Below are 25,187 nucleotides of genomic sequence, written 5' to 3'. Positions count from 1 at the left end.
TTGCTCCGGTATCAAACGGGTTGGTAGGGGTGCACCTGTTTCCAGTGGCGGGCGATATCAATGCGCCGGCACACCCAGACCCGGTCATGTTGCTGGATGTAATCAAGGAAGCGCTGCAGCGCCCGGAAACGGCCGGGGCGGCCGACAATGCGGCAGTGAAGCCCCACGGACATCATTTTCGGGACCTGGTCCCCTTCCTCGTAGAGCACATCGAAACTGTCCTTCAGGTACTGAAAGAACTGCTCACCGGCATTGAAGCCCTGGGGCGAGGTGAAGCGCATGTCATTGGCTTCCAGGGTGTAGGGCACGACCAGATGGGGCTCCTGTGCGCCGTCACGCATGGTGACCGTGGTCCAGAACGGCAGGTCGTCCCCATAATAGTCACTGTCGTATTCGAAGCCGCCCTGCTCTAGCAGCAGACGGCGGGTGTTGGGACTGTCGCGCCCGGTATACCAGCCCAGCGGCGGCTTGCCGGTCAACCGGGTGTGCTGTTCGATTGCCAACTCCATATAGCGGAGCTCTTCGGACTCGCTCATGTCCTGGTAGTGGATCCAGCGCATGCCATGACAGGCAATCTCGTGCCCGTCGTCGATAAAGGCCTTTACCGCCTCCGGATTACGGGCCATGGCCATGGTGACGCCAAAGATCGTCAACGGCAGTTGCCGCTTGCGGAACTCTCCCAGGATGCGCCAGACCCCGGCGCGGGAGCCATATTCATACAGTGACTCCATGCTCATATGCCGGTCGCGATAGGCCTCGGCGCCAATGATGTCGGACAGGAAGGTTTCGGAATACTCATCGCCGTGGAGCACGCAGTTCTCGCCACCTTCCTCGTAGTTGAGGACAAACTGGACCGCCACCCGGGCGTTGCCCGGCCATTGGGCATGGGGGGGATTCCTGCCATAACCCCGCATGTCCCTCGGATAAGTGTCGCATTGATTCATGTCGGTTTTTCCAGACCGCAGCCCCGCAGGATCACCTCGACGAGGAAATCGGCCGCATGGTCGAAGTCACGCTTCTCATACTCGGCCTTGTTTTCCACCATCAAGATCTGTACCTGGAAGTCAGCGTAATGTTGTGTGGATGACCAGATCAGGAAAATCAGCTGCACAGGGTCCACCGGGGTCATGCGGCCGTCGTCGATCCACTGCTGCATGACCTCGGCACGACCGCGCACCCACTCGCGCATGTTGGTACGCAGGTGATCGAGCAGGAACGGCGCACCCTGGATGATTTCCATGGCGAACAACCGGGAAGCCAATGGATAGCGCCGTGACATCTCCACCTTGGTACGGATGAAGGTAGACAGGGCCACCGCCGGATCGTCTTCGGGCCGGATATCGGTGAACACCTTGTTCCAGCGCGCCAGGATGTCATCGAACATGGCGCTGTACATGCGCTTCTTGTTGCTGAAGTAGTACAGCACGTTGGATTTGGGCAAACCCGCCCGCTCTGCAATGTTCTGGATCGTGGCGCCCTTGTAGCCGTGCTGGGCAAATTCCTGCTCCGCAGCCTGCAGGATCTTTTCCCTGTTTCGCTCCCGGATCCGCCCCGGGCGGTACTTGCGGCCATTGCCGGGGTTCCCATGATGGGTGGGAGCGTCTGCGACTGGTTGCTTGGTCATTGGCTTCTCACTTGTTGTCCATTTGTTCAGGAGTCCGACAGAATGATTCTGCCGGACTCCCGTGACGGATCAAAAGTGGAATTTCACCAATGCGCTGACAGAGCTCTGGGTGTCCATGACATTGTCGTCACCCACGCCGAACTTGTTGTTCCAATACTGGTACTCAACACCGGCGTAGAGCTTGCCGGGTTCACCCCAGAAGTTGCTGACATCCAGCTTGATCTGCGGCGTGAACTGGAACTCAGAGGCGTGGTCAGCTTCGGCGGTGGACCAGTCAATGTAGCCATCGATCAGGAAGCGGGCGGGCCCGATCTCGAACGGCGCGGCCCAGGTGACAGTCATCTGCAGGTCGTCGTTGATCTGCTCGTTGTCCACGTAGTAGAAAGAGGTGTTGAAGTACAGGAAGCCAGGTACGTTCCAGGCCAGGCCAAAACCACCCATGTAGTTGTTCACCTCGGTACCACCACCAAACTCATACTGGCCTGCCAGGAAGACATCCTTGACCGGACCGAAGCTGAGGTCGGAACCGGTCAGCCAGCTGCCGCTCAGAGTGGGCGCAAATTCACCGTACACGTTGTCGGTGCCCTCGGCACCACCCTGCCCCTGGTCACGGTCGATGAAGAAGAAGGTGCCGCCCCAGTTGTGCGCGGTGGCATTCTCGAAGGTGAAATACGTCGCCTCGTACTCTTCTCCCCCGAACCCTTCATACTGGTTACTGTGCAGGATGGAAACGCTGGACGAACCGAAGAACTTCTCGGCATGGGCAGCGGGTGCAAAGGAAGCGGCAGCGATGCAGCCGGCGATCAGTGTCTTACGAAATGCATTCATGGTATTACCTCTGTGGTTGCGCTCTTTTCTGGTTTCTTGCTTTTCTGGTCATCGTTGGCAAAGGGGTTGAACGTTATTGTTGGAAAGCGGGCTCCCGCACATCTCAGCGCCCCGGTCGATAGGGCTGGCCTAGTGAAAGCGGGGTATTCAAACGGGTTCTGGCCGGGTTCCAGGACAGCAGCACGAGCATCAGGATGGTGACCACGTAGGGCAGCATCGCCAGCAGCTCTGTGGAGGCCCGCCAGCCCAGGCCCTGCAGCACCAGGTGCAGGATGCTGGCCGCGCCGAACAGCCACGCGCCTATCAGCACCCGTTCCGGGCGCCAGGTGGCAAACACCACCAGCGCCAGGGCGATCCAGCCGCGACCGGCGGTCATGTTCTCGGTCCACATGGGGGTATAGGCCAGTGACAGGTAGGCCCCGGCCAGTCCGGCCATGCCGCCGCCGAAAGCCACCGCCAGGTAGCGGACCACCAGCACCTTGAGACCATTGGCATTGGCGGCGTCTGGATCCTCACCGACAGCGCGCAGCAACAGGCCGCCACGGCTGTGGTGCAGGAACAGCCAGATCCCGGCAAAGACCACCAGCGAGAAATAGACCAGCAGGTCCTGGTGGAACAGCACGCGTCCGATCACCGGAATGTCACTGAGCAGGGGAATCGCCACCCGTTCGAAACCGTCGATGGATTCCCCCACAAAACCGGCCCCCACGAAAGCACTCAGGCCGGTGCCAAAGATGGTCAGAGCCAGTCCCGCGGCGTACTGGTTGGCGGCCAGGGTAACGGCCATCAAAGCGAACAGCAGGGCCATACCGATGCCGGCGAACACTGAAGCAAATACCGCCACGGCCAGGCTGCCAGTGGTCAACGCCACCACGAAACCGGCCACCGCGCCCATCAGCATCATGCCCTCCTGCCCCAGGTTGAGGACGCCGGAGCGCTCGCAGATCAATTCGCCCAAGGCCACCAGCAACAGCGGTGTGCCCGCCACCACCATGGCCGCCAGGATGTTGGTCAGCAGCTCCATTTCACGCCTCCTGGGTGGCAGCAGGTGCTGCTACACGAGTGGGTTTGCGTACCGGCGCGCGGAGTCGTACCCGGTAATGGATAAAGGCGTCACAGGTCAGCAGGTAGAACAGCAACAAGCCCTGGAATAACCCGGTAACAGCCTTGGGCATGTTCATGGCGATCTGCAGCATCTCACCGCCGATAAAGGTCAATGCCAGCAGCGCACTGGCAGCAATGATGCCGAGGGCGTGCATCCGACCAAGGAACACCACAATGATCGCGGTGTAGCCGTAGCCCGGGGATACCTGGGGCACCAACTGACCGATCGGGCCGGTAACTTCCGAGGCACCAGCCAGGCCAGCGGTGGCGCCACCGACGAGGAAGGCGAACCAGGTCAGACGCCGGGCGCCAAAGCCGGCGAAGGCAGCGGCGCGCTGATCCTGCCCGACCACATTGAGCTGGAAACCGATGAAGCTGCGCGCGAACAGAACCCACACGCTTACCGCCGCGAGCAGACCAAACGCCAGCCCCAGATGGAGGCGGGTTCCGGGAATCAGGTCCGGCAACAATGCAGACTCAGCGAACATGACCGATTGCGGGAAGCCAAAGCCGTAAGGGTCCTTGAGGGGACCGTGAACCGCATACAGCAGCAGATTCAGGGCAATGTAGTTGAGCATGATCGTGGTCAGGATTTCATTGCAGTGCAGGTGGGTCTTCAGACCCGCGGCAATCGCGGCCCACAGCATGCCCGCCAGGATGCCCGCCACCAGCACGACGGGCAGCACCCAAAAGCCGGACATGTCCATCAGCTGAACCGCCACCGCACTGGCCCCCAGGGCACCCATCAGGAAGTGCCCTTCGGCACCGATGTTCCAGACCTTGGCCCGATAACACACGGTCAGGCCCGCCGCACACAGCAGCAGGGGTGCCATTTTCAGGCCCAACTCCGCCAGGCCGATCAGATCGCTGATGGGGGTGATAAAGAAAAAGGTCAGCCCTTCCACCGGGTCCTTGCCCATGGCCAGGAACAGCACGAAACCGGTCATGACTGTCAGCACCAGGGCCAGCACCGGGGAGGCCCAGCGCATCAGGGAGGAATCCACGGGGCGACGTTCAAGCAGCAGCATGGGTAGCCTCCGCGCTGCCGAAACCACCCGCCATCCACTCACCCAGTTGCTCGATGCTCAGCTCTGCAGTGCGTGCCAGTGGCGACAGGCGGCCCTGGCAGAGGGCGCCGATTCGGCTGCACAGCTGGAACAGCTCATCCAGGTCCTCGGAGACCAGCAGGATCGAGGCACCCTCATCCCTCAGCGCCACCAGTGCTTCATGGATGGCCACCGCCGAGCCCACGTCCACGCCCCAGGTGGGATGGGACGCCACCAGCATGCGCGGATTCTGCAGCGCCTCCCGGCCAATAATGTATTTCTGCAGGTTGCCCCCGGACAGGCTCGCGGCGGTGCTGTCCTCGCCGATACAGCGCACACCAAAGCGACGGATTACCTCGCGGGAGAAACTGCGCACCCGGCCGAAACGGATCATGCCACGGCCCACCAGGTCCTGCCCGGAGGCGGTAAGCAGGGCATTCTCCGCCAGGGACATCCCCGGTACCGCACCCCGGCCGAGGCGCTCCTCCGGTACAATGGCAACACCCAGCTTGCGGCGCTGCCCAGGAGACAGGGCATTCATCCTGACGCCGTCGAGCTCAATCTCTCCCCAGTCCGCGCGGATTTCCCCTGACAGGGCCTTGAGCAATTCGTCCTGACCATTTCCGGCAACCCCGGCAATACCGACTATTTCACCCTGGCGCAGTTGAAAGTTCACATCCGTGAGACTGGTACCGAAGGGGGCCCGGCTCTTGCAGCCAAGGTTGCGTACATCCAGCAACACATCGCCAGTCTGTGCAGCAGAAACCTGCGTGGAAATGGGTGTGTCGTCGCCCACCATCAGGCGCGCAATATCCGCCGCAGAGACCTCCCCAGGCCGGCAGTCACCGCTGACTTTTCCCTGACGCAGCACGGTGGCGTTGTGGCACAGGCTGCGCACCTCTTCCAGCTTGTGACTGATAAACAGGATGCTGCAGCCCTCGCTCGAGAGCTGCCGGAGGGTGGCAAACAGGGCTGTCACTTCCTGCGGGGTCAGCACCGAAGTAGGTTCGTCCAGGATCAGCAAGGTGCTCTCCTGGATCAGACAACGAACAATCTCCACCCGTTGACGCTCGCCCACCGACAGGGTGCTGACGTAGCGCCGGGGGTCCAGCGCCATGCCATAACGCCCGGACACCTCACGGATACGCTGGTCCAGCTTGCGCCGGTCACGGGCCTCATCGGCGGGCAGGCCCAGCGCAATGTTTTCTGCAACGGTCAGGGTCTCGAACAGGGAGAAGTGCTGGAACACCATGCCAATACCCATCTCCCGGGCCCGGGCCGGACTGTCCACCGTGACCGGGTGGCCATTCCAGATCATGCGCCCCTCGTCCGGCTGCACCACCCCGTAGATCACCTTCATCAGCGTGCTCTTGCCGGCACCGTTCTCGCCCAGCAGTGCATGGATCTCCCCGGCGCCCACCGTCAGATCAATACCATCGTTGGCCCGGCACCCCGGGTATTCCTTGACGATGTTTTCCAGTTTCAGGCGCAGCGCCGCAGTCATACACAGCCTCTTCTCGTTATCCATCCAGGTCTGGCCAGCTCATAAACTGACCAACCAATCAACATTTGAAGGGTCAGCAATATGCTTGCCAATAGTTAACGAAAGCCGGAAAACCGCTAAATGAACCAATTGGTCAGATTTTTGCAGAAACCGGCCCATAAGCAGCGGAATGCCTGCCTGTAGTGGAAGGAAGGTAGCCGTGAAACCCCGCAAATAGCCTGCGAGCGGAGAGAGCCGTGATTGAATTCGTTCTGAACGGTCGAACTGAAAAAGTTGACCAGGTCGACCCAAATTTGAGCATCCTGGAATGGTTGCGCACCAAAATGCGACTCACCGGCACCAAAGAGGGCTGTGCCTCCGGTGACTGCGGTGCCTGCACCGTGATCATCGGAACCCCTGACCCGCAGGGCAACATCCGGTACGAGGCCATCAACAGCTGCATCAGCCTGGTCGGCAACCTGCACGGCAAGGAACTGATCACGGTTGAGGCCTTTCAGCAGGAACCGGGCCACCCGGTGCAGAGGGCAATGATGGAGAAGCATGGCGCTCAGTGCGGGTTCTGCACGCCTGGCATCGTCATGTCGCTGGTCGCCCTCCATGCAAACAGGGAAGGCACAACCCCGGACGATCACCGGTTACTGGAAGCGCTGTCCGGCAACCTGTGCCGCTGCACCGGCTACCGCCCCATTATCGACGCGGGTCGCCAGGCCCTGGTGCAGGAGTGGACACCAGGAGCCGCACACCCGGCCGCCGGCCTCGGCGGCGGCCGGAGTACCGGCGAGCTGAACGCCATTAACCGGGACAGCATCAGTCTGCAGGCGCCAGATGGCCCCCGCTATGACGCCCCGGTCAGCCTTGATGAGCTGCGGGCGCTGCGACGGGAATTCCCCGACTCAAGGCTGGTGGCCGGCAGCACCGACCTGGCCCTGGAAATCACCCAGCAACTTAAAACCCTGGACCACATGATCAGCGTGGAACGGGTCGAAGAGCTGACAGGCTGCGAGCGGCAAGGGGATGAACTGGTCATTGGCGCCGCCGCCACCTACCAGCGGTTCCGTGGCCTGCTGTCAGGCCTGTGGCCAGCGTTTGACCCGATGCTGGAGCGGCTGGGTTCACTGCAGATCCGCAACCGCGGCACCCTCGGTGGCAACATTGCCAACGCCTCCCCCATCGGTGACATGCCCCCGCCCCTGATCGCCCTGGGCGCCACCCTGGTGCTGGACGGACCGGATGGTGAGCGGCGCCTGCCCCTGGAGGACTTCTTCCACGGCTACAAGCAAACCGACCTGAAGCCCGGCGAGTTCGTGCACTCGGTACGGTTACCGGTGCCACGGGCAAACGAGCAACTCTATCTCTACAAGGTCTCCAAGCGCCTGGATGACGACATCTCCGCGGTGCTGGGCGCCTTCCGCCTGACCGTTGACAACGGTGTGGTGGCGGACTGTCGCCTGGCCTTCGGCGGCATGGCGGCCACTCCGGCCCGCGCCATTGGAGCCGAAACCGCCCTGAAAGACCAGCCCTGGAACGACGACAGCGTCACCGCTGCAATCAGCGCCCTGGCCAGCGATTTCTCACCTCTCACCGATGTGCGTGCCTCCGCCGGCTATCGCCTGCAGGTGGCTGGCAACCTGCTACGCCGGGCGCTGCTGGCATCCACTTCCAGCGAGACCCTGATGGTGACCGGCTATGCGTAAACTGCCCCTGAACACTCCGACGCCGGCCCATACCGCCCGCGGCCTGGCTGGCCACAGCGTCAAGCACGACAGCGCCTGGAAACACGTCAGTGGCCAGGCCCGCTATATCGACGACCTGCCCATGCCTGAGGCCTTGCTCCACGCCGCCGTGGGCCACAGCGAGCAGGCCCACGCCCGCATCCTGTCCATGGACCTTGAGGCGGTTCGACACTATCCCGGCGTGGTGGCCGTGATCACCGCGAACGACGTACCCGGTCACCTGGACATCGGTCCGGTGTTCCCCGGCGACCTGGTGCTGGCGGACAATATCGTGGAGCACATCGGCCAGCCCATCTTCGCCGTGGCCGCCACCAGCCACGAGGCCGCACGCAAGGCAGCACGACTGGCGACGGTGGAATATGAGCCACTGGACGCCGTGGTAACCGTAGAACAGGCCCTGGCGCAGCAACTCTTCGTACGCCCCAGCCAGACCCAGCAACGGGGCGAGCCGGACCGTGCCCTGGCGGGAGCGCCTCATCGCCTGCAGGGCGAACAGCATGTCGGCGGCCAGGAGCACTTCTACCTGGAGGGCCAGGCCTGCCTGGTCGAGCCCACCGAAGACGGCGGCATGTTCGTACATACCTCCAGCCAGCACCCCTCGGAGGTGCAGAAGCTGGTGGCGGAAGTGCTGGGGCTGCCAATCCACGACGTGCAGGCGGAGGTCCGGCGCATGGGCGGCGGCTTCGGCGGCAAGGAAACCCAGGCGGCACCGCTGGCCTGTGTCGCGGCCTTGCTGGCCCACGCCACCGGGCGGCCGGTGAAGTACCGGCTGTCGAGGGCAGACGACATGGTACAGACCGGCAAGCGCCACGACTTCTACAACACCTATGACATTGGCTTTGATGACAACGGCCTGATCCTCGGCGCCGACCTTATGGTAGCCGGCCGTTGTGGCTATTCCCCGGACCTGTCCGACGCCATTGTTGACAGGGCCATGTTCCACGCCGATAACGCCTACTACCTGGACCAGGCTCGGGTGGTGGGGCACCGCTGCAAGACCCATACGGTCTCCAACACCGCCTTCCGGGGTTTTGGCGGCCCCCAGGGCATGATGATCATCGAGCAGGCCATGGACGACATTGCCCGCCATCTGGACCGTGACCCGCTCGACATCCGCAAGCTCAACCTCTACCGGCCCGGGCGGGACACCACCCACTATGGCCAGACGGTGGAGCAGCACGTGCTGCCGGAACTGATGGAAAAACTGGAGGCAAGCTCCGACTATCGCCAGCGCCGGGCGGAGATCACCGCCTTCAACCGTGCCAGCCCGGTGCTCAAACGGGGCCTGGCGCTGACCCCGGTGAAGTTCGGCATCTCCTTCACCGCCAAGCACCTGAACCAGGCCGGCGCGCTGGTGCACATCTACACCGACGGCAGCATCGTGGTGAACCACGGTGGCACAGAAATGGGCCAGGGCCTGTACATCAAGGTGGCCCAGGTGGTGGCCTCTGCGTTCCAGGTGGACCTGGAACGGGTCAAAGTCACCGCCACCCGCACCGACAAGGTGGCCAACACCTCACCCACAGCCGCCTCGTCCGGCTCCGATCTCAACGGTATGGCAGCACTGGATGCCTGTGAGAAGATCATCGAAGGATTGGTGGCGTTCGCCGCGAAGCACTGGTCCACTCCGCCAGAGCAGATCAGCTTTTCCGACAACCAGGTGATCGTCGGCGGCCAGGCAGTGCCCTGGGAAACCTTCATCCAGAGCGCTTACATGAACCGGGTGCCCCTATGGTCATCCGGCTTCTACGCCACCCCCAAGATCCACTACGACCCGGAGACCGGCACCGGTCGACCTTTCCTCTACTACGCCAACGGCGCCGCCTGTTCCGAGGTGGTGGTGGACACCCTCACCGGGGAATACCGGGTGGTACGCACCGACATCCTCCACGACGTGGGTCGCTCCCTGAACCCGGAAATCGATATCGGCCAGATCGAAGGCGGTTTCGTGCAGGGCATGGGCTGGCTGACCACCGAGGAACTGGTATACAGCGACGAGGGCCGGTTGCTGACCACCGGCCCCGCCACCTACAAGATTCCGGCGGTATCCGACTGCCCACCGGACCTGCGGGTGGCCCTGTTGCCACAAAGTCCCAACCGCGAGGCCACCGTGTTCCACTCCAAGGCCGTGGGCGAGCCACCGTTGATGCTGGGTATCGCCGTGTGGAGCGCCCTGCGCGATGCGGTGGCCAGCCTTACCGACTATCGCTACAGCCCGCCCCTGGACACCCCCGCCACCCCGGAGCGGGTACTGGGCGCGGTGACCGCCAGCCAGCAATGGCTAACCAAACACAGGAAGACCGCGTAATGGATCGGCGACTGAACTGGTACCAGGCCGTGGCCCGGTGCGAGGACCGGGGCGAGCCCTATGTGCTGGTCACTGTGCTGGGGGTGACCGGCTCGGTCCCCCGGGAACCCGCCAGCAAGATGGTGATCACCGGCGAGGACAGCTACGACACCATCGGCGGCGGCCACCTGGAATACCGCATCTGCCAGCAGGCCCGGGAACGGCTGGCACGGCAGGACTACACCAGTGAACTGGCTCACTTTCCCCTGGGCGCCAGCCTGGGCCAGTGCTGCGGTGGCAGTGTGTCGGTCTTGATCGAGGCGCACCCGGGCTGTGAGCAGGAACTGGTCATCTTCGGAGCGGGCCATGTCGCCCGGGCCCTGGTGACCATCCTCGGAGAGCTTCCCTGGCGCGTCACCTGGGTGGACGAACGGGCCGACCAGTTCCCCGCCGGCGCGCCCGCCAACATCCGCATCCACCATACCGACGACCCGGTGGGGGATGCCCCCCGACTGTGCGCCGGCAAACAGGTGCTGATCCTCACCCACAACCACCAGCTGGATTTCGAGCTGTGCCGCACCCTGCTCACCGCCGGCAACTGCGCGGGTATCGGCCTGATCGGCTCAGACACCAAGGCGGAGCGATTCCGACAGCGGCTGGACCACCGGGGATTCAGCCCGGAGCAGATCCATACCATCCGCTGCCCGGTTGGCCGGCCTGACGTACCGGGCAAACGCCCCATGGAAGTCGCGGTGTCCATCAGCGCCGAGCTGCTCAGCCTGTCCGCCAGCGCGCACCAGCCCGCCGCCCGCCGGGGCCTGCCCTGGAAGGCACTGAAAGGCCTGATCCAGGACACCCACACTGGCCAGCACTGCGAAGAGGTGCCGGCAACGATGCAAAAAGGGAAAGCCGAATGACCCTTGCCGAACTGAACACCCTCCCCCGGGACCAGGCCGAAGCCCGCTTCCGGGACTGCTGCGCCGCCGAGCCCTGGGTGCAGGGCATGGTGGGCAACCGCCCCTATACCAGCCGTGAGGCCATGCTGGTCCAGAGCCATCGCCTGTGGCCCACCCTCACCGAGCGCGACTGGCTGCAGGCCTTCGAGGCCCATCCGAAGATCGGCGATGTGGACAGCCTGAGAGAGAAATACGCCAGCACCAGGGCCCTGGCCAGCGGCGAACAGGCTGGGGCACGCCAGGCCCCGGATGCGGTCCTGCAACGCCTGAAGGCCGGCAACGACGACTACCTGGCGAGATTCGGCTTCATCTTCATTGTCTGCGCCACCGGCAAGTCCGCCGAGCAGATGCTGGATCTGCTGGAAGCCCGTTTGCCTAACACCCGCGAACAGGAAATCGAAAACGCCGCCCGGGAGCAGGCGAGGATCACCGAGATACGACTGGAGAAACTGGTATGAGCGCAAAGAGCCCCGTCACCACCCACATCCTGGACCTGGGCACTGGCCGCCCGGCCGCCGGCGTGGCGGTGACCCTGAACAAGGTCCTGGGCGGCCAGGCAACCCGCATCGCGGAAGGCACCACCGACGACGACGGCCGCATCATGAACTGGTTCGACGCCCCCCTGGATGCGGGCCACTACCGGCTCACCTTCGCCACCGGCAGCTGGTACCAGGCGCGTGGACTGGACACTTTCTTCCCCGAAGTCAGCCTGGACTTCCACGTGGCCGATACCAACGCCCACTACCACGTCCCGCTGCTGCTGAACCAGTGGGGCTACTCGACCTACCGGGGAAGCTGATGACCAGTACAACCGACACTGCATTCCCGGCGGGCAGCCGGGCCCATCGCGGCGCCCTGCTCCACTTCCTGGATGACCCTGGCAACGACCCGGAACCCAGGGACGGCAGCCTGGAGTATGTCGAAGACGGCCTGCTCATCCTGCAGAACGGCCGGGTAGTCGCCACCGGCCCTGCGCAAGAGCTGTTGCCCCGGATGCCTGAGGGCACCCCGGTCACCCACTGGCAGGGTGGTCTTATCCTGCCCGGCTTTATCGACACCCACGTGCACATGCCACAACTCGGGGTGATGGCCAGCTATGGCGCCCAGCTGCTGGACTGGCTGGAGACCTACACCTTCCCCCACGAGGCCCGTTTCAGCGATGGCGACTGGGCCCGTGCCGAGGCGCTGCGATTCACCGACCTGCTGCTGGCCTACGGCACCACCTCCGGGTTGGTGTTCTGCACCTCACACGCCGCCTCGGTGGACGCGCTGTTCGAAGCCGCCGAAAGCCGGGGGATGGGCCTGACCGCCGGCAAAGTAATGATGGACCGCAACGCCCCGGACAACCTCACCGACACCACCCGGGGCAGCTACGATGACAGCCTGGCCTTGCTTCAGAAATGGCACGGCCACGGCCGCCAGCGCTACGCCATCACGCCACGCTTTGCAGCCACCTCCACCCCGGAGCAACTAACCCTGGCGGGAAAACTGGCGGCCGATCACCCGGACGTCATGGTCCAGACCCACTGGGCGGAGAACACTGGCGAGATCCAATGGATCAGCGACCTCTTTCCCGAGCGCCACAGCTACCTGGACGTGTACGATCACTACGGCCTGCTGGGGGATCACACCGTATTGGCCCACGGTATCCATATTGATGACCGCGACCGCCAGCGGCTGGCCGAGACCGGCACCCGCATCGCCTTCTGCCCTACCTCCAACACCTTCCTGGGCAGCGGCCTGTTCGACTTCCGCAGTGCGCGGGAAGCAGGCGTGACTGTAGGCCTGGCCTCCGACGTGGGTGGCGGTACCAGCCTGTCCATGCTGACCACCATGGCGGAGGCCTACAAGGTCTGCCGCCTGCGAGGCCAGACGCTGACACCCTGGCAGGCGTTCTACCTGGCCACCCTGGGCAATGCCCGGGTGCTACAACAGGCTGACCAGACTGGCAGCTTTCAGCCCGGTCGCCACGCCGATTTCGTGGTGCTCGACGAGGGCACCTCACCTGCCCTGACCATGAAGCAGCCCTACAGCCACACCCTGGCAGAGACCCTCTTCAACCTGATGATCCTGGGGGATGACCGGGCCATCGCTGCCACCGTCGTGGCCGGCGAGATTCGTTATCAGCGACCCGACAGCCCTACTGCACCAACCCCGCAACCCTCACACCCCGTCTCATCCCCCGCCCAAGGAGCCTGATTGATGGAAGCATACCTCAGCGAGTGGCTTGGCCTGATGGTCCGCTGGTTTCATGTCATTGCCGGCGTTGCCTGGATCGGCGCGTCGTTCTACTTCGTCTGGCTGGACAACCACCTGCGGGAGCCCCCGGCGTGGAAAAAACAGCAAGGCATCAAGGGCGACCTGTGGGCCATCCACGGTGGCGGCATCTACGAAGTGGCCAAGTACCAGCTGGGGCCGAAGGAGATGCCCCGGGAGCTACACTGGTTCAAGTGGGAGGCCTACAGCACCTGGCTGAGCGGCATGACCCTGCTGTTCATCGTCTATTACCTGGGCTCGCCGGGTTACCTGATTGATCCGACCAAGGCCGATATCAGCCTGGGCACCGGCGTCGCCATCGGCCTGGGAACCCTGGCCTTGGTGATGGCCATCTACGAAGCGCTGATCCGCAGCCCCCTGGCCCACAATGGCAAGGCCTTCGGCCTGGTGCTGTTCGCCATCCTGCTACTGGTGGACTGGGGCCTGTTCCAGGTCTTTTCCGGCCGGGGTGCCTATATCCATGTGGGAGCCGTCATCGGCACTATCATGGTGGCCAATGTCTTCCTGGGGATCATCCCGTCCCAGCGGGCACTGGTGAACGCGGTCCATGCGGGCAAGGAGCCGGACGAACGGGTTGCCCGGCTGGCCGCCCTGTCCAAGCTGCGCTCTACCCACAACAACTACCTGACCCTGCCGGTCATCTTCATCATGATCAGCAACCACTACCCGATGTTGTATGGCCACCCCCAAGGCTGGGCCATACTCGCGGCCATAGGCTTTATCACCGCCTTTGCAAGGCACTACTTCAACCTGCGCCACCGTGACATCAACCGGCCATCCATCCTGGTCGCCGCGGCGGCCATGACCGTGGTGCTGATCTGGGTGATTGCCCCCACACCCACCACCTCCACCAGCACCGCAACCGCCGCCGTCAGCGACGAGACAGTGGCGCAGATCCTGGAAACCCACTGCGTAGCCTGCCACGCAGAATCACCCACCCAGCCGGGATTCCAGTCCGCACCGGCGGGAATCCGGCTGGAGAACCTGTCACTGCTGGCTGACCACAACGGCAAGGTACGGCAGGCGGCAGTGGATACCCATTACATGCCATTGGGGAATATGACAGGGATGACGGAGGAGGAGCGGGAGCAGTTGGGGCTTTGGTTGAACGGCCAGTGAGTGCCAGAGTGTATGCCGCACGAGCAGACATCGACCTGAAGGCAGGCCAGAGAGTTCGCTGTCAGTTTTGGCAACCTGACAGTACAACACTGAATTTCCGCACTATAACGGGTAAAAACGGGGCGCCACTGATTACCAGGGCAGTTCCGAACCATCCCAGCTCAGGAACCGGCCGTTATCCCCTTCGCTCAACGCATCGAGCACATCAAGTAAATTGGCGGCAGTTTCATCGGCTGTATGGACTTTCAGCCTGGCCAGAGACTGCTGGAACGGTTCACTCAAAGCGGATTCCGTAGTGCCCGGATGAATCGACACACAGGCAACCGGTTTGCAACGGCGGGGTAACTCAATAGAGAGGTTTCGCACTAGCATATTCAGTGCAGCCTTCGAACTCCGGTAGGCGTACCAGCCTCCGAATCCGTTATCGGTAATCGATCCAACTTTCGCAGAAATGGCAACAATCTGCTTGAACCGACGGTGGCGAAGCCATGGCAGCAACGCTCTCACCAGCAACGCGAACCCGGTGGCATTCACCGCAAATGCACGCGCCATGTGGTCGGTATCCAGATCTTCAAGGCGCTTCTCCGGGAACATATCCGGCCCATGGAGCACCCCCGCAGCGTAAATGAAGGTATCAATGCCTTCGTCCCGAGCCAGTGTCAACTCCAGCGCCTCTGCCACCGCCGTCGGTGATTCGCTATCCCCGGCCTCCCACGCCAGCACATCACACCGGTCGCTGGCCTGGAGTGCCTGAGACGCCCGGCCCGGGTCACGACATAATCCGATCACCCTCAGCTGCGGATCCCGTTCGATCAGCCGGGTCGCAAGCGCGCCACCGATCGCCCCGGAAACACCGGCTATGACAACTCGTTTCATAAACACCTCCCTCATTCGGGAGGACATACGAAATAACTGCCCTGCGGAGATGACGCCATACATAAAATCGCTGGGAGGGGCGCTATAAGATCAGCCCAATCGATACCGAAAACTGTCTGCTCAGTTCTTGGCCAAAAATAAATCAAAAACCAAATCTGTCCCGATACCGCCAACTGGCGCATCAGGACCGAAGCTGCACCTTCCCGCTCATGCATGAATCCGCCCGTGGTGCTACTCATGGGGAAACCCGACAGCGGTGACATCCGCCACGAAAAAGGGAAAGTACCGATCGGTGGCGAAGTGATTCCCCGCTTCCACATGGGTGGGCAACCGAAAACCATCGAACCACCGGAATTCGGAGAGGTACCCACCGAAGGATTGCCACTGGTACTGCTTCCGGGGATTGGCGTTGCTCCACCGCTGGAACCGGACTTCCGTCGGTTGGCCGTCCGCCGCCACCGTTACCTCAACGGCTTGAGAAAACCCTGGGTACTCAACGGTGACACGGGCGCGGTCGGCATCCAGTTCCTCCCAGGCAACACCCGGACCGGGCAGCATAGCCGCCGGCGTCCAGAATATGGCTTCGGCCACGTAGCGGCCAAACGCCGAACGGGTGTGATCCGGGTCTCCGCCCAGTCGAGCGACCGGTAACAGTCCCATTAACCAGAACCGGGTCCAGCGCTGGCTGTCTGACCCGGACAGTCTTATCAGGCCACGCCGCGCCTGCATTTTCCAGACGAACCCGGCCGGCATGGCCAGTAACTGAATCGCCGTAAAATCCAGATAATCGGGTTTGTCTTTGGTGCCCATACCGAAACGGCCCGCCATGTGGATTCTGGCGACCGTAAACAGCGGGGTTCCCCGAGCGATGGTGTAAAGAAAATAGCGTCGCGCCGGTTCCGGCAGGGCGGCAACCAACCCGGCATCAAAGGAACGGGGCTGTGGGGGCTGGCCTGCGGTCAACTCCTGCATGGCGGCCCGATCTGCCCGGTGGTCAATTCCACGCCAGAGAGACAGCGTCGCTACCGTCAGAACAAAGCAGCCAAGCAACACGGCCATCAACATCCTTCAATAACGTCTTCAACCGGCCGCCGGCGAGAACGCGGCATCTCCGGACCTCGCCCAACCCGGACAACAAGGTCCGCACGGCGCTCACCAATTCCGATGGCACGTGCAAACGCCGGGCGCAGTTCAGCGACCTCGATCGGCTGATTGATAAAGGCTGTGCACAGCCCAAGAGCCGTCGCCGTGGCATGGTCTGAGTAGTCCATGTACACCCCCCGCACCGCCTTAAGGTATTGCCATATCCGATAGTATCGCTCCGGACGGACAGCTTTTCCTGATTTCCATCAAGAGAGCAGCACCCGGGCGATTTTCATCTCACCAAACCGCGCTCCTTACTACCAACCGCACCGAAATAGCCCAGGGAGCAACGCCCGGGCCTCAATTCCGTGCACTCTGACGGCCATCCAGCTGATACAAACATCACAAACAGACCATATGGTCAGGTTTTTCAGCTCTCTGTCATCATGAAGGTCACACTGGTATGCCAATTGCTCAGGCCCTGTTGGCACAAAACCAGAACACAGGATTTAACGACAAAGCGAGGAAGTACCATGAAAGACAACCACCACAAACCGGGCCTGTTCAAACGGCTCGGCTCCGCGCTGCTGCTGGGCGGCGTACTGGCCGCGATGACTCCAGGCGCCCAGGCCGAAACCCAGATCCGTTTTACCCTGGACTGGCGCTTCGAGGGGCCTTCGGCGCCCTTCCTGATGGCGCTTGAAAAGGGCTACTTCGCGGATGAGGGACTCGATGTCACCATCGACTCCGGCAATGGCTCCGCCGGTGCTGTGACCCGGGTGGCTACCAACAGCTACGACATGGGTTTCGCCGACTATAGCGCCCTCACCGAGACTACCGCCAAGAATCCGGACACCGAGGTCACCGGGGTCTACATGGTGTACAACGCCATGCCTGCCGCGGTGTTTGCCCTCAAGGAGTCAGGCATCGAGAAGCCGGAAGACCTCAAGGGCAAGACCCTGGGCGCGCCGGTTTTCGATGGCGGCCGCAAGGCCTGGCCGTCTTTCGCCCGCCACAATGGCCTGGCGGCGGATGATGTGGAATGGCAATCGGTGGAGCCGGCTATCCGCGAAACCTTGCTGGCCCGGGGTGAGCTGGACGGTATAACCGGATTCTACTTCACCAGCCTGCTGAACCTGGAGGCCCGGGGCGTGGACCCGGACAACATCGTCGCCCTGAAATACCCGGACTACGGGGTGGAGTTCTACGGCAACACCATCATCGCCCGCAACGAATTGCTGGAAGAAAACCCGGAAGCGGTCCGGGGCTTTCTGAAGGCCTTCAACAAGGCCCTGCAGGAAACCATCGATGATCCGGAAGCCGCCATCAAATACGTCAAACAGCGGGATGGCCTGATCAAGGAGGAGCTGGAGCTGCGCCGGCTGAAGCTGGCCCTGGAGACCAACGTGATTACCGACGAAACCCGCGCCGAAGGCCTGGGTGCCGTGACGGAGGATCGGATGGCCCGGGCCCTGGAGGACATGATCGCCTCCTACGAGCTGGCGTCTTCACCGGAACTGGAAGCGCTGTTTGACAGCAGCTACCTGCCGCCCCGCGAAGCACGGATGATCGACTAACCCGCGAGGCCCGGGCCATTGCCCGGGCTGCACATAACTGCCGGAGTTCCTGATGGATCTGGTCGAATTCGAGAATGTCAGTATGCGCTATGGGGAAGAAGGTCCCATGGCCATTGAGAATATCTCCCTCAGTGTTCGGGAGAACGAGTTTGTCGCGGTGGTCGGCCCGTCCGGCTGCGGCAAGTCCACCCTGATGAAACTGGTGACCGGGCTGGCGCCTCCCAGCGACGGCTATGTCTACCTGGGTGGCAAGCAGGTATCCGGACCCCAGCAAGGTGTGGGCATGGCCTTCCAGGCCTCCAACCTGCTGCCCTGGCGGACCACCCTGGACAACATCCTGCTACCGATGGAAATCGTACAGGATTACCGCCACCGCTTCCGTGCCGAAAAGGCGACGTTCCAGGAACAGGGCCGGGCCCTGCTGGCCCGGGTGGGACTGGCTGGCTGCGAGGACAAGTTTCCCTGGGAGCTCTCCGGTGGCATGCAGCAGCGGGCCTCCATCTGCCGGGCGCTGATCCATCGCCCGTCCCTGCTGATGCTGGACGAGCCCTTCGGCGCCCTCGATGCCTTCACCCGGGAAGAACTGTGGTGCATGGTCCGGGACCTGTGGCAGGAAGAACCCTTTACCGTGGTACTGGTCACCCACGACCTGCGGGAGGCGGTGTTCCTGGCTGACACGGTATATGTGATGAGCAAGGGCCCCGGGCGCATCCTGGTACGCAAACCGGTGGACCTGCCCCGTCCCCGGGACCTGGCGGTGACCTATACCGACGAATTTGCCGAGCTGGTGTTCGAACTGCGGGATCATATCGGCCGCATCCGGGAGGAGACTGCATGACATTGCTACAGCGAAAACGACTGTTGATCAAGGCCTCGCCCTGGATCCTGCTGGTGACATTGGCACTGCTTTGGGAGCTGGTGTGCTTTGCCTTCAGCGTGCCGACTTACCTCTTTCCCGCGCCGACTGACATCTGGGCGTCATGGCTGGAGTACCAGGGCCCGATCATGAAGCACGCCACCCATACGCTGTTTACCACGGTGGCGGGGTTTGCCATTGCGGTTATCTTTGGCGTGATCCTTGGGGTTCTGGTGGGCTCGTCTCCGCTGATCTACAAGGCCGTTTACCCGCTGATGGTGGGTTTCAACAGCATTCCCAAGGTGGCTTTCGTGCCGGTGCTGGTGGTGTGGTTCGGCATTGGCACCGTGCCGGCGATCCTCACCGCCTTCCTGATCTCGTTTTTCCCCGTGGTGGTGAACATGGCCACTGGCCTGGCCACCATGGAGCCTGAACTGCAGGACGTGCTGCGCTCGCTGGGCGCCAGCAGGCTGGACATCCTCAGGAAGGTCGCCCTGCCGCGCTCCATGCCCTATTTCTTTGCCTCCCTGAAGGTTGCCATCACCCTGGCCTTTGTGGGTTCTGTGATCTCGGAGACCGTCGCCTCGAATGTGGGCATCGGCTACCTGATGATCTCGGCCAGTTCCACCATGGACATGGGCCTGGTATTCGCCGGCCTGGTGGTCATCGCCATTATGGGGGTGGTGATGTACGAGATGTTTGCCTTCGTCGAGCGGCGCATGACCGGCTGGGCCACTCGCGGATCCGACCCGGCGTTCTGACCCGGCTGGATCAGCGTCATCACAGGGCCTCCCGTGGGAGGCCCTTTCCGCATGAGTTACTGCCGGGCTGCCGCAGCCTTCTCCGCCGCATCAAAGTTCGCCTGGATCCGCTGCAACAGGTAGTCCCGCGCCGAGATCGGCGGGTATTTCTGTTCCGGACCCTGGATGATCACATCCTTGTTGGCCTGGCAGAAGAACGCCAGGCTGTAACGGGGGCCGTTGTACTCGCCCGGCCTAGGCATGCGTACCCGGTGCAGGGTGGACTTGAGGCGGTCGTCGCTCCATCGCATCAGCATATCGCCGATGTTACAGGTGATGCGATCCTCCCTGGGAGTGACGGTGAACCACTCCCGGTCATCGCCCTTGCCTTCTGCGTCCTTGCCGGGGCTGACCTGCAGGCCGCCCTGCCCCTCCTGCTGGAACACCATGGTCAGGCAGTCGAAGTCGGTGTGGGCGCCAGCCCGCCAGATCGATTCGTCGGGCTGGTGGTCGTCCGGCAAAGGAAGATAGTGCAGCAGACGCAGGGTGCTCTGGTAGTCCGGCTGCGCCCGGTCATGGGCCCGGGTGAAGAAGTCCCGCTCAAAGCCCAGCCGGTCTGCAAAGCAGGACAGCACCTTCATGCCCAGCTGCCAGGCCCGGTACTCGAAATCCAGCATCACCCGGTGGAATTCCGGCACCAGGGTCTGGTTCGGCCACAGGTCATCCATGTGCGGCAGGGTGATCTGGTAGGACTCCTTATCGTCCGCAGTGCCCGTGGACGGACGCACCTGGGACTTGAACTCCCAGCCGGCATTCAGGCCCTTCTTGAGCGGGAAGCGCTGCTTATCGGCCTCGGGCAGGGCAAAGAATGTCTCTGACAGACCGAACGCCTCGCGGACCAGGCCCAGCGCCAGGCCATGATTCGCCAGCTGGAAGAAACCCACCTCCGTGGCGGCCTGCCAGAGCTGGTCTGTGATTTCCCCTCGTCGCTGATCGAAATCGGTCAGATCAATCACGGGCACGTCCCGCTCGATCTCCTTGCCCATGCCACCAAAGGTGGTTTCCAGGTTCAGTTCCTTGAGGGCGTACTTCTCTGCAGTGTTGGTCATTGGTACCTCCGGGACTCTCGTCTGATGGGATTAACGACCGGAGGAGATCAGCGGAGGGGCAAACGCAGCGAGTCCTGCTGTCGCCGCCAACCGCGCTCGCACGCCGGCCGACGACTGAGCAATGACCCGACACCAGCGAACGGCCAGCGCCTGACTGCTTCTACTCAGACTTGGGCCGGTCAGCGATGAAGTGCTGACCGGCAGATTAGTGGAAAGCAGCATCCATGCCATTCACTCCGCCCTCGAAGCCTACCTTTAATCAGTCACTTGGCGGCATTTCCGTCAGCCAGCGTATCATCCCGGGAACCAGGGCGGTGCTGCGCCTGCCACACCTGCACCGTCAAGGTGCTTTGTGGATAGCCATCAGAGGGACAAAATCCGGACCTGACCATATGGTCAGTAAATGGACAGGATATTGCATCAGGATCTCTACCACTGTCATTCAACACAAGAGTAGAAGCGGTCAGAAGTCTGCCGGACCACGGCGGAGCTTCGGGACATTGCTCGTTCGTCCGTAAAGGAGCAACCATTGAACTACCTGATCCGAAACGCTGTCGCCATCCACGCCGAGGACAACCCCACTGCCCGGGACATCCGTATCCAAGATGGTCTTATCACCGAGCTTGGCCGGGGCCTGGCACCCACAGCGGAGCAGCCGGAGACCATTATCGACGCCAGTGGCTGTGTGATCTGGCCGGGGCTGGTGAACACCCACCACCACCTGGCCCAATCCATCATGAAGGGGGTACCCGCGGGGCTGAACCAGGGCCTCGGGGAATGGCTCAGCAGCGTACCCTACCGCTTCTGGCCAAAGGTTACCCCTGAGTTGATGTACCACGCTGCCCGGCTGGGCCTGTACGAACTGATCCGCTCAGGCGCCACCACCTGCGCCGACCATCACTACCTGTACCACGCCACTACCAGCCCGGAACTGGAAGAAGCGGTCTGGCAAGCGGCAGATGAACTGGGCATCCGCCTGGTTCTGTGTCGCGGCAGCGCCACCGAGACAGGCTCCCACGAGGGCATGATTGAACACCGCATCGAACCGGAGACCATCGACCAGGTCATCGACCGCCTGGATGCCACCCGCAAGAAGCACCACCAGGAGGGCGCAGGCGCCATGAAGAAGCTGGTGGTAGCCCCCACCAGCCTGATCCATTCCAGCACACCGGACGGGCTCAGAGCCCAGGCCCACTGGGCCCGGGAGCATGGCCTGAAGATGCATTCCCACCTGCTGGAGGTGGCATATGACGAGGTCCAGGCCCGGGAAAAATACCACCAGGGCGCCATTGATTACGCCGAAGCCTGCGACTGGCTCGGACCAGACGTGTGGTATGCCCACCTGGTCCACACTGATGCCCATGCCATCGAAAGACTGGCCGCCACCGGCACTGGCATTGCCCATTGCCCCACCTCCAACTGTCGCCTGGGCAGCGGTATCGCCCCGGTGGTGGCCATGGAAAAGGCCGGCGTGCCTATCTCGCTGGCGGTGGACGGCTCGGCCTCTGCCGAATCCGGCTCCATGCTGCAGGAACTGAACCTGGCCTGGCTGATCCACCGGGCCGCCCACGGGCCGGATGTCACCACCCTTGAACAGGTGCTGGACTGGGGCACCCGTGGCGGCGCCGACTTGCTGGGCCTGCAGGAAACCGGCAGCCTGGCCGTTGGCAAGCAGGCCGACCTGGTGCTTTACGACATTGATCAGCCGCGCTTTGCCGGCGTCCACTCACCATTGATGGCGCCCCTGATGTGCGGCGAGCCAGTGCATGTGAAGCACAGCTTCGTGCAGGGTCGTTGCGTTATGGAAGATGGCCTGGTCACCGGCCTGGATGAGCGGGAGTTGACCCGGAAGGTGCAGGAGGGGGTCGCCCGGATGCTGGCTGACGCCTGAGAAAACAAAGCCGGCGGGTATTGCCCGCCGGCTTTTGGTTATAGCCTGCCCGTTTATTTCGGCAGGTTTGCTGTCATGCCTTCCACGTACCAGTCCATGCCTGCCAGTTGCTCGTTGGTCATGGCCTCGCCTTCCGGTACCCGCAGCTCACCGTCCTGGTCCTTCAGCGGGCCAGTGAAGGGATGGAACTCACCGCTGTCGATAGAGGCAATCACCTCATCCACCTTCGCCCGCTGCTCCTCCGTCAGTCGATCACTGATACCGATGACCTGGATGACATCCTCGGAAATGCCGCCCCAGTAGTCGCTTGGAGCCCAGTCGCCGTCCATGACCGCCTGGACGGTATCGATGTAGTACGGGGCCCAGTCATTGACCACGGACAGCAGGTGCGCATCGCCACCAAACTTGCGCATGTCGGAAGCCTGGCCCACGCCCCAATTACCCCTTTTGTCAGCCGCCATCAACGGCGCCGGGCTGTCGGTATGCTGGACGATGACGTCGGCACCCTGATCCATCAGTGCGTTGGCGGCATCAGCCTCCTTTGCCGGATCAAACCAGGTATTGGCCCACACCACCTTGAGCTCGATATCCGGATTGACCGACCTGGCTCCCAGGTAGACGGCGTTGATGTCCCGGATAACTTCCGGAATCGGGAAAGAGGCGATGTAGCCCAGGGTATTGGTCTCGGTCACCAGGCCCGCAGCAACGCCGGTTACGTAGCGACCTTCATAGGTGACTGACAGGTAGGTGCCCAGATTCTCGGCACGCTTGTAACCGGTGGCATGCAGGAAAGTCGTATCGGGGAACTGCTCAGCCACCCGTGCAGTGGGATTCATGAAGCCAAAGGAGGTGGTAAAGATCACCTCATTGCCCGCCTGGGCCAACCGACGGATGGTGCGCTCGGCGTCGGCACCCTCGTTGACATTTTCCACGTAGGTGGTCTCCACCTGGTCACCGAAGTGCTCCTCAAGGGCCAGGCGCCCCAGATCATGCTGATAGCTCCAGCCGTGGTCCCCGATCGGCCGACATATACGAAACCCACTTTCATAGGGTCCTCGGCCATGGCGGACACGGGCAGGGTGAGTGCGGCAGCAAGTGCCAGGCTGCGTTTAAGGCTCATGGGTACTTCTCCTGAACGGTTGGGTCGTTGTGTTGTTTCCGTAGGCACGGATTACCGAGCTAACCGCAGCAAAAAGCTGGCCAAGTGTTCAGGAATTTCAAGCAATTGATTTTATTTGGTATATTTTCCTCTCTGAGGCTGCGTCAGCATTTCAGGCACCATTGTGGCGCAGCCGACTCATCGTCGCTGCATAAAGATCAGCGCAAGTGCGATGATCAGGCCAGAAGCGCCGAACGCCAGTACAAACCCACCCAGCTCCAGCAGTGCCCCAAAGAGCAACGGCGCCAGGAAGTGGATCGCCCGGTTGGCCATCAGGCGCATGCCAAGGGCACCAGAACGTTTTTCGCGATCGACAGACTCCGCAAGAAGCACCATGGACAACGGCTGGGTAAGCCCTGCGCCAATGCCCACCAGTACCGCCAGCAGGCCGATCAGCAGAATCTGTTCGGAGAACCCGAGGAAGGTAATACCCGCCGCCAGGGTGCCCAGTGCCAGCAGAACCGCGTTGCGGCGACCGCCCACCATCGCGATCATGGGCGCCATGAATGGCCGGATCAGCATGGAGACTGCCGCCCGCAGGCTCACCAGCACCCCGATAACGACCGGACTCATGGCCAGGCTTTCCAGGTAAACGGGAAGGTAACTGCCGTAGACCCCCAGCGCAAACATGCCCAGCACCGTCACCAGCACCGACAACTGAACACCCGGGTTGGTACGCATCAGCTCCCATTGGGCGCGAAAGCCCGTTTCTCTGCGGGTTACCTTCAGGCGCTCCCTGGCCTGCCCGGTGAGCCAGAAACCGGCCAGGCCGGCCAGGGCGCCGAACACCGCCATCACCAGGAACACCTGACCGGTGCCCGGCCCTGAGTCCAGCAGATAACCGGCAAGCAGTGGACCGACCACCTGGCCGCCGGACAGCCAGGTGGAATACCAGCCGAAATACCGCTCCAGTGTCGGGCCGGTACCCAGATTGGAGATGAGGGTCTGGGCCGCCAGCACCATTTGCAGGTGGGCCAGCCCTACCAGCAACTGGCCCAGCACCAACCCCGGGTAGCCATACCAGAAGTGCATGGACAACAGGCCGGCCACCATCAGGCAGGCACCGCTGATGAGCGTCGCCCTGCCCCCATAACGGGTCACTACCCCACCCAAGGGAATGGCAAACAACAAGGGCAGCAGGTACTGGATACTGAGCACGGCGCCCAGCACCAGCGGTGAGGCCCCTAGCCGAAGCCCGTAGACCGGCACTGAGACAATCAGCATGGAATAGACCACAAAGCACAGGGTCAACGCCAGGCAGACCACAAAGAAGTTCCGGCGAGCGTCGGTGTCGGTTGGGACAGAGTCGGAAGGGGTATCAGCAGTCAAGGCGCGGTCTTGTGGCGAGGGTTAAGTGGAAAACGCCACATGGTACCCGGAGCCTCCGCCGACGGAAACCGGGGATGGCGAAGGGCCGG

General features: G+C 62.5%; 22 protein-coding genes and 1 pseudogene. 11 read left to right on the top strand and 12 right to left on the bottom strand.

Annotated features, from left to right (window positions below; all coding sequences use genetic code 11):
- Positions 1-11: 11 nt before the first annotated feature.
- From puuE to LJ360_RS07745, 6 genes are all read right to left on the bottom strand, one after another.
- Entirely contained in the window at positions 12-944 is a 933-nt protein-coding gene (gene puuE / locus LJ360_RS07770; RefSeq protein WP_091849560.1) for an allantoinase PuuE, read from the bottom strand.
- Positions 941-1,624 carry a TetR/AcrR family transcriptional regulator gene (locus LJ360_RS07765; protein WP_091849558.1) on the bottom strand — a complete coding sequence of 228 codons (684 nt, stop codon included), beginning with the start codon at positions 1,622-1,624 and terminating at the stop codon, positions 941-943. The genes puuE and LJ360_RS07765 overlap by 4 nt, the downstream gene beginning before the upstream one ends.
- Before the next feature lie 69 nt (positions 1,625-1,693).
- Positions 1,694-2,452, bottom strand: a complete 759-nt coding sequence (locus tag LJ360_RS07760; protein WP_091849556.1) for an outer membrane protein OmpK — start codon at positions 2,450-2,452, stop codon at positions 1,694-1,696.
- Positions 2,453-2,555: 103 nt separating this feature from the next.
- Entirely contained in the window at positions 2,556-3,476 is a 921-nt protein-coding gene (locus tag LJ360_RS07755) for an ABC transporter permease (protein ID WP_091849553.1), read from the bottom strand.
- 1 nt (position 3,477) lies between these two features.
- Positions 3,478-4,584 (bottom strand): ABC transporter permease, encoded by a 1,107-nt coding sequence (locus tag LJ360_RS07750; RefSeq protein ID WP_091849551.1) that lies wholly within the window; start codon positions 4,582-4,584, stop codon positions 3,478-3,480.
- Positions 4,571-6,106 (bottom strand): ABC transporter ATP-binding protein, encoded by a 1,536-nt coding sequence (locus LJ360_RS07745; protein WP_091849549.1) that lies wholly within the window; start codon positions 6,104-6,106, stop codon positions 4,571-4,573. Before LJ360_RS07745 ends, LJ360_RS07750 begins: the two co-directional genes overlap by 14 nt.
- Before the next feature lie 236 nt (positions 6,107-6,342).
- On the opposite strand from LJ360_RS07745, the gene xdhA reads away from it, so the two are divergent.
- From xdhA to LJ360_RS07710, 7 genes are read left to right on the top strand one after another with little or no spacing between them, the layout of a single operon-like run.
- Positions 6,343-7,800 (top strand): xanthine dehydrogenase small subunit, encoded by a 1,458-nt coding sequence (xdhA, locus tag LJ360_RS07740; RefSeq protein ID WP_091849547.1) that lies wholly within the window; start codon positions 6,343-6,345, stop codon positions 7,798-7,800.
- The gene (gene xdhB, locus LJ360_RS07735; protein WP_091849545.1) at positions 7,793-10,147 is read left to right on the top strand and encodes a xanthine dehydrogenase molybdopterin binding subunit; all 2,355 of its coding nucleotides are present in this window, start codon (positions 7,793-7,795) and stop codon (positions 10,145-10,147) included. The genes xdhA and xdhB overlap by 8 nt, the downstream gene beginning before the upstream one ends.
- Positions 10,147-11,043 (top strand): xanthine dehydrogenase accessory protein XdhC, encoded by an 897-nt coding sequence (gene xdhC, locus LJ360_RS07730; RefSeq protein WP_091849543.1) that lies wholly within the window; start codon positions 10,147-10,149, stop codon positions 11,041-11,043. Before xdhB ends, xdhC begins: the two co-directional genes overlap by 1 nt.
- Positions 11,040-11,540: a 2-oxo-4-hydroxy-4-carboxy-5-ureidoimidazoline decarboxylase gene (gene uraD, locus LJ360_RS07725; RefSeq protein WP_091849540.1), complete on the top strand. Its 501-nt coding sequence runs from the start codon at positions 11,040-11,042 to the stop codon at positions 11,538-11,540. Before xdhC ends, uraD begins: the two co-directional genes overlap by 4 nt.
- A complete protein-coding gene (uraH, locus tag LJ360_RS07720; protein ID WP_091849538.1) occupies positions 11,537-11,881 on the top strand; it encodes a hydroxyisourate hydrolase in 345 nt (114 codons plus the stop codon). The genes uraD and uraH overlap by 4 nt, the downstream gene beginning before the upstream one ends.
- Positions 11,881-13,281: a guanine deaminase gene (gene guaD, locus LJ360_RS07715; RefSeq protein WP_091849536.1), complete on the top strand. Its 1,401-nt coding sequence runs from the start codon at positions 11,881-11,883 to the stop codon at positions 13,279-13,281. The genes uraH and guaD overlap by 1 nt, the downstream gene beginning before the upstream one ends.
- Positions 13,282-13,284: 3 nt before the next feature.
- Entirely contained in the window at positions 13,285-14,478 is a 1,194-nt protein-coding gene (locus LJ360_RS07710; RefSeq protein WP_091849534.1) for a urate hydroxylase PuuD, read from the top strand.
- 132 nt (positions 14,479-14,610) lie between these two features.
- Here LJ360_RS07710 and LJ360_RS07705 read toward each other — a convergent pair whose 3' ends face one another.
- The 3 genes from LJ360_RS07705 to LJ360_RS07695 form a co-directional block, all read right to left on the bottom strand.
- On the bottom strand, positions 14,611-15,354 hold the full coding sequence (locus tag LJ360_RS07705; protein WP_264995757.1) for an SDR family oxidoreductase: 744 nt from the start codon (positions 15,352-15,354) through the stop codon (positions 14,611-14,613).
- 231 nt (positions 15,355-15,585) lie between these two features.
- Positions 15,586-16,413, bottom strand: a complete 828-nt coding sequence (locus tag LJ360_RS07700) for a DUF6544 family protein (RefSeq protein ID WP_245742501.1) — start codon at positions 16,411-16,413, stop codon at positions 15,586-15,588.
- Positions 16,413-16,625, bottom strand: a complete 213-nt coding sequence (locus LJ360_RS07695; protein WP_143066572.1) for a hypothetical protein — start codon at positions 16,623-16,625, stop codon at positions 16,413-16,415. Before LJ360_RS07695 ends, LJ360_RS07700 begins: the two co-directional genes overlap by 1 nt.
- A 345-nt stretch (positions 16,626-16,970) precedes the next feature.
- Between LJ360_RS07695 and LJ360_RS07690 the strand changes: the two genes are divergently transcribed.
- From LJ360_RS07690 to LJ360_RS07680, 3 genes are read left to right on the top strand one after another with little or no spacing between them, the layout of a single operon-like run.
- On the top strand, positions 16,971-18,014 hold the full coding sequence (locus tag LJ360_RS07690; RefSeq protein ID WP_177186011.1) for an ABC transporter substrate-binding protein: 1,044 nt from the start codon (positions 16,971-16,973) through the stop codon (positions 18,012-18,014).
- A 52-nt stretch (positions 18,015-18,066) separates the two neighbouring features.
- Positions 18,067-18,852, top strand: a complete 786-nt coding sequence (locus LJ360_RS07685) for an ABC transporter ATP-binding protein (RefSeq protein ID WP_091849526.1) — start codon at positions 18,067-18,069, stop codon at positions 18,850-18,852.
- Positions 18,849-19,631, top strand: coding sequence for an ABC transporter permease (locus LJ360_RS07680; RefSeq protein WP_091849524.1), 783 nt, complete (start codon positions 18,849-18,851; stop codon positions 19,629-19,631). The genes LJ360_RS07685 and LJ360_RS07680 overlap by 4 nt, the downstream gene beginning before the upstream one ends.
- A gap of 56 nt (positions 19,632-19,687) precedes the next feature.
- Here the strand turns inward: LJ360_RS07680 and LJ360_RS07675 are convergent, their stop codons facing one another.
- Complete coding sequence (locus LJ360_RS07675; RefSeq protein ID WP_091849522.1) at positions 19,688-20,719, bottom strand: isopenicillin N synthase family dioxygenase; 1,032 nt, start codon at positions 20,717-20,719, stop codon at positions 19,688-19,690.
- A gap of 529 nt (positions 20,720-21,248) precedes the next feature.
- On the opposite strand from LJ360_RS07675, the gene LJ360_RS07670 reads away from it, so the two are divergent.
- Positions 21,249-22,610: an amidohydrolase family protein gene (locus LJ360_RS07670; RefSeq protein ID WP_091849520.1), complete on the top strand. Its 1,362-nt coding sequence runs from the start codon at positions 21,249-21,251 to the stop codon at positions 22,608-22,610.
- 53 nt (positions 22,611-22,663) lie between these two features.
- Here the strand turns inward: LJ360_RS07670 and LJ360_RS07665 are convergent.
- Positions 22,664-23,730 (bottom strand): annotated as a pseudogene (locus LJ360_RS07665) (BMP family ABC transporter substrate-binding protein).
- Positions 23,731-23,907: 177 nt separating this feature from the next.
- Positions 23,908-25,098, bottom strand: coding sequence for an MFS transporter (locus LJ360_RS07660; protein ID WP_245742500.1), 1,191 nt, complete (start codon positions 25,096-25,098; stop codon positions 23,908-23,910).
- Positions 25,099-25,187 lie beyond the last annotated feature (89 nt).

This window comes from Marinobacter sp. AN1 (assembly GCF_026013985.1).
GTDB classification, from domain to species: domain Bacteria; phylum Pseudomonadota; class Gammaproteobacteria; order Pseudomonadales; family Oleiphilaceae; genus Marinobacter; species Marinobacter segnicrescens.
This window is presented reverse-complemented; position numbering and strand designations above follow the sequence as displayed.